Below are 7207 nucleotides of genomic sequence, written 5' to 3' on the forward strand. Positions count from 1 at the left end.
AGGTCTAACAGACATTTTCATGTGGGGCCTTTCGGGGCCGCAGATCTTCGGGCTGGATCAGGCCACCAGAGACAAACTGGACCTGTATGCTGTTCCATCAGGATCCTGGTCGCTACTGATGAACCCGATTCCCAACGAAGCGCCCTATGTAGTAGAAGTTGGGGGCAAGGAGTACTTCAATGCCTTTGCTATCAGGGATATCAGGTTTGCGATTAACGACTTGATTAACAGACAGTACCTAGTCGATGAGATTCTTGGAGGTGCAGGCACTCCGGCCTTCACTATGGCTACAACGGGACAGCCTGGAACGTACCGTTATAACCTTCTCGCAACGAAGTTTGGCTTTACAGCAGAGGGTAACGAGGCAAGAGCTTTGGAAGTAATAGAAAGCTCTATGCAAGCTGCGGCTAATCTTCCGGAAAATGTCGGAAGGCTTGTGAAGAGAGCCGATGGCTTCTGGTACTTTGACAATGAGCCCGTTACGATCAAAATCGCCATTAGAGTGGACGACCCTCAAGGCCGCCTAATAGAAGGAGATTACATCGCCGATCAGCTGGAAAAGGCAGGACTGAAGGCTGAAAGGCTTTACTGGGACAGGATCAAATGCAGCAGCGTTGTTTACGGTGGAGATCCGGCGGAATTCACCTGGCAGATGTACACAGAAGGCTGGGGAGCAGGAGCAACAAGAGCCTTCTGGGAGCATATCGTCGCCCAGATGTACGCCCCGTGGTACGGGTACATGCCAGGTGGAATGACGGAAGGCTTCTGGAACTATCAACAGGATGAGATTGATGAGGTTACACTGAATGCCTATACCGGAAACTTCCTGACCGAGGAGGAGTACTGGGAACTGGCGCTGAGAGGTCTTGAGCTGGGTCTTGAGGAAGCAGTCAGGATATATGTTGTAAATCAGTTGGATTTCTTCGTTGCCAACTCGGCGAGACTGAAGCAGAGATTCGCTTATGGGCTTGGGGACGGTCTCAACACCTGGTCGATAAGAACTGCCGTTACAGATGACCGAACGCTATTCATAACGCAGTTCTCGGCTATGGGGTCGCTCTTCATGGATGCCTGGGACCCGATAGGGACGGACGGTTTTGACAGCGTATACTCGAATTACATAGCCGGAAACCTTTATGATTCGGCGATGTTCGAAAGTCCGGCATCAGCTATCTCCACACCTTTAAGAGCGGTACCGGTTGAAGTTGAAACTAGGGCAAGGCGTAACGAAGAGGGAGATGTAGTAGGCGACTTTGATGTTCCCGCAAATGCGATAAATTACTGCCCGTTCAACGAAGCCTGGCTGGAGGTTGGAGAAGGGAACAAATCGATGTCTATGGCTACGTATGAGTTCAGATTCGGCAACTTACATCATGGACAACCCATTTCGATAGTTGATTTTCTGTACGCTCAGGGCTTCCAGATGGAATGGGCCAACAAAGAGGGCGATGATGACCTCCAGTACGAGCGGGCGTATTCCTCGTCGCTTAAGAGTTCGTTGGATACTATAATCGGCTGGGTATTGAACGAGGATGATACCATAACTGTGTATTTCAACTACAACTTCCCCGCGAGCAAGGAAAGAGTTGCTGGTTGGGGAGCGCCGGGTATAAGTGTCTCTGCATCGGGCCATGCGGTCGGTTGTGCATGGGAGATCGCAGAAGCAATGTCGTTGCTTGTAACTGAAGGCAGCAAGTCCGGCACTTCTTACTCAATAACTATGGATCCTGCCTTCACCGAAGTCGATGCTATTGCTCCTGCGTGTGTGAAAGACATCAGAGCTAAACTTGTCGAGATGAAGGAAAGGAAACACATTCCAAACTACATCAAGGAGTTTGTGGATGAGCAGTATGTTCTCGAGAGATACGATGCGGCGATCAAATTCATAGACAACTACGGTCATGCTTACATCAGCAACGGTCCGTTCTATCTCTCAAAGTTCGATTCAACATCTAACTTCATGGAACTAAGAGCTTTCAGAGATCCAAGCTATCCATTTGAAGACACCTATTGGATAGAGGAACTGAAGGTGCTAAGACTGGAGATTGAGAGTATCGAAACCCCCGCCTTCATAGGGAAGGGTAGCGATCTTCCAGTAACGGTTCACGTCGCGGAAGTCACGTACCCGATTGACGAGGCGGTTCCTGCGACAGTCGGAGAAGTAACGGTTTCTTTGATTTTCGGTCAGGAAAGCGTCGAGTTCAAGGCTGTTATGGTCCAGCATGGCGTCTTCGAGTGCACGATACCGGCAAGTGTGTTTGAGAAACTCGAGTCTGGATCATACGTTATCATGGCCATTGCCGAGCTTGAAGGAGCTATCCCAGCTTCGGCTTCTACTTCGGTGGTCCTCTTCTGATAGCTTTCTGAAGAGCTATTTGAAGAGTAGTTCGCATTTTGGAGAGGTAGTGTTTTTTGCACTGCCTCTCCTTCAGTTTCTCAAGGAAACGCGGGTTCGAGAAATGAGGTGCGATGAAAAAGATTTTGCTCTGTAAGGTAGATCTCGAGCATCTTCTGCTGTCTGCAAGACGGCAGTCACTGTTGGACAAACTCAACGTCTATCGATGAATGAGAATGGGACCAGTTCATGACCGAGTGAAGATAACTCAAGAGATACCCCAGAAAATCTGGGGTCTTGTTACTTAATGAAGCATGGCTACAAGGAGAAGAACTATTCTTAAGTCTCAAGAACTCTCTTTTGAACAGACAAACAAATTGGGTATCGAAAGTCGTCTCAACATAAAAGAATCAGAAATCGCTCCAGCGAAATCAGTTCAGAACCTACGGTGCTTCTAGTATCCCCTAACTTTTCTCAAGAACCTTTCAACTTCTTCAGAAGGGATCTCCAGATGGCCGGGCCTTGCGCCTGAGAGATGGGTTATCTGCGCCAGAAATTCCAGTGTTTCGAGCTTGGCGTAAGCCTCTTCAATGCTTTTACCGGTAACGGTGACACCGTGATTCCTGAGAACAAAGGTTCTCGAACCCTGCTTCAAGCCTTCACCGAATACCTCTGCGAAATCGTCTGTGCCTGGCATTTTGTAGGGCAGATAAGTTATTGGAGCCAGCATGAGCGCCGTTTCGGGCAGGACGTTTACCGGGAACTCCTTCTGTTGAACGGCCATAGTCGTTGCATGGACAGGATGAGCGTGAAAAACGGATACAACTTCGTTACACTCTCTGTAAATCTTCAAGTGCATCCTGTATTCAGACGATGCTTCTCTTCTTCCTCTCACTTTGTTTCCCGCAAGATCGACCTCGACCAGATCCTCTTCCGTCAAAAAATGCTTCACCATTGTTGTAGGAGTTATCACAATATGATCTCCGATTCGAACGCTCATGTTTCCACCGGTGCTTTCCGTTAGTCTTCTGTCCCACGCAAGCTTTGAAAATAGGACCAGTTCTTCTCTCAAATCCATAATGGCCTCCATTCTGTTCGATATTCTGCTCTTTATATAGAATGAAATAATTATAAGTCGATTATATTATAGCGAGTTACTTTTCGTTGCCGAGAACAGTTGCAAGTTGTCAGTTGCAGTGTGCCAAGATGACGTCAAGGACTGTCATTCGAGAGTTTAAACTTCTGAGCCTGCGCTGGAATCCACTCACTTTCTCATCCCGTAGTGGTTCTGTACGGGAGCTAATCTCGACCGTCTTGAGCTGCGGACGATGTAAAAGATTTGAGGCTAGAGGTCAGAAAGGCAAGATCTAATTGCTCTTCTTACCTCTTCCCTCTTGCCTCTTACGTCTTTTTTTTGCCCCTTCAAAGATCGACAATCTTCCCTGGATTGAGCACATTGTTCGGGTCAAAGGCCTTCTTTATGCCGCGTATTAGTTCAAGCTGGGATTCATCGATTATCGATGCGAGATGCTTCATTCTCTTGATTCCTATACCATGTTCTCCGCTGATACAGCCCCCCAACTCTGTGGTTTCGTCAAAGAGCTCTTTCTCGGCCAGCGGGAGATTTCTGTCCCATTGGTCTTGAGGAAGGTTCCCCTTTATGAAGGTTACGTGCACATTTCCATCGCCTGCATGACCAAAGGAGATCATCTCAAGACCATACTTCTCGGCTATCTCTTCGGATGCTTTTATCAGTCTTGGTATACTTGCCATCGGAACGGAGACGTCTTCCATGCTGTGTATTGGGCTTATTGCAGCGAGGGCTTCAGCAATCGATTTTCTTGCCTTCCATAGTTTGTCTCTTGTATTTCTGTTGTCCGCCACGAAGGCCTCAAGACCACCGGCGGCCATAGCTGCCTCGCCTAGCTTCACATAGTCATCAAAGATCGAATCCTTGCTGTTGCCTTCTACTTCAATTATCAGATGGGCTCCGGCATCTGCGTATGGGAACTCCACATTCAGGAATCTGCAGGCTGCTTTGATAGATGAGGCGTCCATGAATTCAAGAGAAGTCGGAACAACTCCGGAGCAGCTCATTAGTTTCGGCACTGCTGATATTGCAGTATCAATATCTGGATAGGGCACGAGCAGTGCGACTGAGTACTTTGGCTTTGGAAGAAGCCTTAGGATAATTTTGGTCACTATTCCAAGAGTTCCTTCCGAACCGACCAAGAGGTGGACGAAGTCAAATCCGCTGACATCTTTGAGCCTCTTCCCGCCGAAAGTTGTCACCTCTCCTGAGGGCAGGACTACCTCAAGGCCGTAAACATGGTATCCCGTCGGTCCATATTTCATGACTTTGTTTCCTCCGGCGTTTTCCGCAACGTTGCCCCCGATCGAGGAGCTCTCGCTGCTGCAGGGATCCCCCCCGTAAACGAGGTTATGTCTGTCTGCCAGTTTCTGGATCTCTCCGGTGATAACCCCCGGCTCCAAAGTAATCATCATGTTGGCTTCGTCGAATTCAAGGATCTTGTTCATCTTTTCAAAACTCATGACAATTCCCCGGAAAGACGGAACTGCACCTCCGGATAGTCCGGTTCCTGCTCCACGCGGAGTTACTGGAATCAGATGCTCGTTTGCAAATCTCATAATCTTCGAAACCTCGGCAGTGCTCACCGGGAAAGTAATTACCTCGGGTCTCACGGCTTTCACTTCTGCCGTCTCATCTCTCGAGTATCGATCCAGAGACTCTTCGTCGTACTTCACAGGGATTTGTAGAAGCCTTTGAAGCTCTTCTATTAGGTTGGCATTAAGCTGTCCGTATTTCATTTTTTCACCTCCGACTCAAGGGCTTCTACGAGATCGTTCAAGATCTCTACGGCATCTCCTACAAGCCCGATGTCTGCGAAGTTGAATATCGCTGCGTTTCTGTCTCTGTTTATTGCAACTATGAATTCAGCAGTCTGCATTCCTGCAATGTGCTGAACGGCTCCGGAAATTCCTGCAGCGATGTAGATCTTCGGCTTGACCGTGTGACCGCTTAGTCCTACCTGGGCTTCATGTCCGACCCACTTCGAATCTACTATCTTTCTGGAAGCACCTACGGTCCCATTAATCAGCTTTGTAAGTCTGTAGATCGGTTCCATGTTCTCAACTTTTCTGAGACCCATCCCTCCCGCGATTATTACCTCTGCGTCTTGAACGCCTTTCTTTCCTTCGCCTATGGGTTTGAACTGGAGAAGCGTTGCGTTTGTCTCGATCATCTCTGGAGTAACCTCGAAGGATTCCACTTCGCCGTTTCCCTTGTAGGGTTCCTTCAAGGCCGAGAATGTCTTTGGCCTAACAGTGGCCATTTGAGGCCTGTGATTTGGCGTCTTTATTGTAGCCATTATGTTTCCGCCTATAGCAGGTCTCGTCTGCAGAAGGTTTCCCGTTCCCTCCTCTATATCGAGTCCGGTGCAGTCGGCAGTAAGGCCGGTCTTCAACAGCGCCGCCAGTCCGGGCATGTAGGTTCTCCCCGAAGTCGTCGCCGGGGCAAGCACGATTTCCGGCGAGAGTTTCTTGACGATCGCGGCAAGAGTCTTTGTGTAGGGCTCAAAGCTGAATCTTCCAAGACTATTATCTATAGCCATGATAATTTTGTCGGCCCCACCGGAGAAGAGCGATGCCGTTGCATCTTCATCAAGTCGATTGTCAGAGAGGACCGCTACCGAAACGTTGAAGGGACGCTTGAGTGAAAGCTCGCGAGCCTTCCCCAGTAGTTCATATGTACTCGAATGGATTTCGCTTCCTCTTTTTTCTGCGATTACCAGGAGATCACTCATGATTCACCACCAGATATGGAAGCAGCCTCTTTTTTATCTCATCTATCCCATGTTTTAGATCGCTTCCTTCGTACATCTCGACCTTTCTTGAGAGTTTTGGGGTTCCTATCCTTACTACTCTCGTAGGTGAACCAGTCAGACCGGTCTCCGATGGATCCATTGCAAGAGAATCGTTTCCGATTCTCTCAATGGGCGCATCTTTCGCCAGTTTCTTGCCACTCAGTGTCGGAAGTCTCGGCTCGTTAACGTCCTTTGTCACCGATATTAGTGAAGGCAGAGGGAGATTCCATATCTCTTTGCCGTCCTCTACTTCGCGTTCAACGGTAATCCCGTTATCCTCGAGATCGACTATGCTGGAAACATAGGTCGCTACTGGTATGCCCAGCATGGCTCCCGTTTCGGGTCCGACCTGCCCTGTCTCGCCGTCTGTTGCCTTTTCCCCAGCAAGGATCAGGTCAAACGGACCTTCTCTTTCCGCGAATCTCGCTAGAGCCATGGCTGTGGCCCATGTATCGGCTCCCGCAAATCTTCTGTCTGTAAGGAGAACCGCCCTGTCGGCTCCCATGGCAATCGCCTCTCTTACGGCCTCTTCTGCCACAGGAGGTCCCATAGAGACCACGGTGATCGAATGATCACCTGCTTCCTTCAACCTCAAAGCGGTCTCCAGCGCATGAAGGTCAAGCGGATTAATAACTGTCCCAACTCCTTCTCTTATCATCGTCCCCGTTTCGGGATTGAGCTTAACTTCATCGGTATCCGGAACTTGTTTTAGAAGAACAAGAATCTTCAAAATGAACTCCCCCTCGAACTGTCATCTCTATTCAATATTAATACACAGGTCGATCACTTTCTCGCAGGAGAGCAGCAGGTAAACAAACTCGGCTTGAGAGATTGGTTCTGTCTGATTCGGGAAGAAGAGAATCCGTGAAACTGTTACGGTTCAAAAAACCAAACTAATGACTGAATGAAGAGAATGAAATACCAACACTTTGCCGGAAGTGAACAAATTGATAGAGCACAATTATGATTATATTACTCTTAAGTTAGG

The 7207-nt window shown here is 48.6% G+C and carries 5 protein-coding genes; 1 reads left to right on the forward strand and 4 read right to left on the reverse strand.

Features of this window, described 5'->3' with window-relative positions:
- Positions 1-2356: ABC transporter substrate-binding protein (locus ENN47_10685; protein ID HDP78623.1), on the forward strand; the 2356-nt coding region annotated here is incomplete at its 5' end.
- A 433-nt stretch (positions 2357-2789) separates the two neighbouring features.
- On the opposite strand, the gene ENN47_10690 is transcribed toward ENN47_10685, so the two are convergent.
- From ENN47_10690 to ENN47_10705, 4 genes are all read right to left on the reverse strand, one after another.
- The gene (locus ENN47_10690) at positions 2790-3413 is read right to left on the reverse strand and encodes a class II aldolase/adducin family protein (GenBank protein HDP78624.1); all 624 of its coding nucleotides are present in this window, start codon (positions 3411-3413) and stop codon (positions 2790-2792) included.
- A gap of 344 nt (positions 3414-3757) precedes the next feature.
- Positions 3758-5164 carry an FAD-binding protein gene (locus tag ENN47_10695; GenBank protein ID HDP78625.1) on the reverse strand — a complete coding sequence of 469 codons (1407 nt, stop codon included), beginning with the start codon at positions 5162-5164 and terminating at the stop codon, positions 3758-3760.
- Positions 5161-6159, reverse strand: a complete 999-nt coding sequence (locus ENN47_10700; protein HDP78626.1) for an electron transfer flavoprotein subunit alpha/FixB family protein — start codon at positions 6157-6159, stop codon at positions 5161-5163. The genes ENN47_10695 and ENN47_10700 overlap by 4 nt, the downstream gene beginning before the upstream one ends.
- A complete protein-coding gene (locus ENN47_10705; protein ID HDP78627.1) occupies positions 6152-6949 on the reverse strand; it encodes an electron transfer flavoprotein beta subunit/FixA family protein in 798 nt (265 codons plus the stop codon). Before ENN47_10705 ends, ENN47_10700 begins: the two co-directional genes overlap by 8 nt.
- Between the last annotated feature and the right edge of the window lie 258 nt (positions 6950-7207).

This window comes from Mesotoga infera, assembly GCA_011045915.1.
Taxonomy (GTDB): Bacteria; Thermotogota; Thermotogae; order Petrotogales; family Kosmotogaceae; genus Mesotoga; species Mesotoga infera_D.

Coding starts and splice junctions, on each gene's coding strand:
- ENN47_10690 (HDP78624.1), bottom strand. CDS start 3,413: ATGGATTTGAGAGAAGAACTGGTCCTATTTTCAAAGCTTGCGTGGGAC.
- ENN47_10695 (HDP78625.1), bottom strand. CDS start 5,164: ATGAAATACGGACAGCTTAATGCCAACCTAATAGAAGAGCTTCAAAGG.
- ENN47_10700 (HDP78626.1), bottom strand. CDS start 6,159: ATGAGTGATCTCCTGGTAATCGCAGAAAAAAGAGGAAGCGAAATCCAT.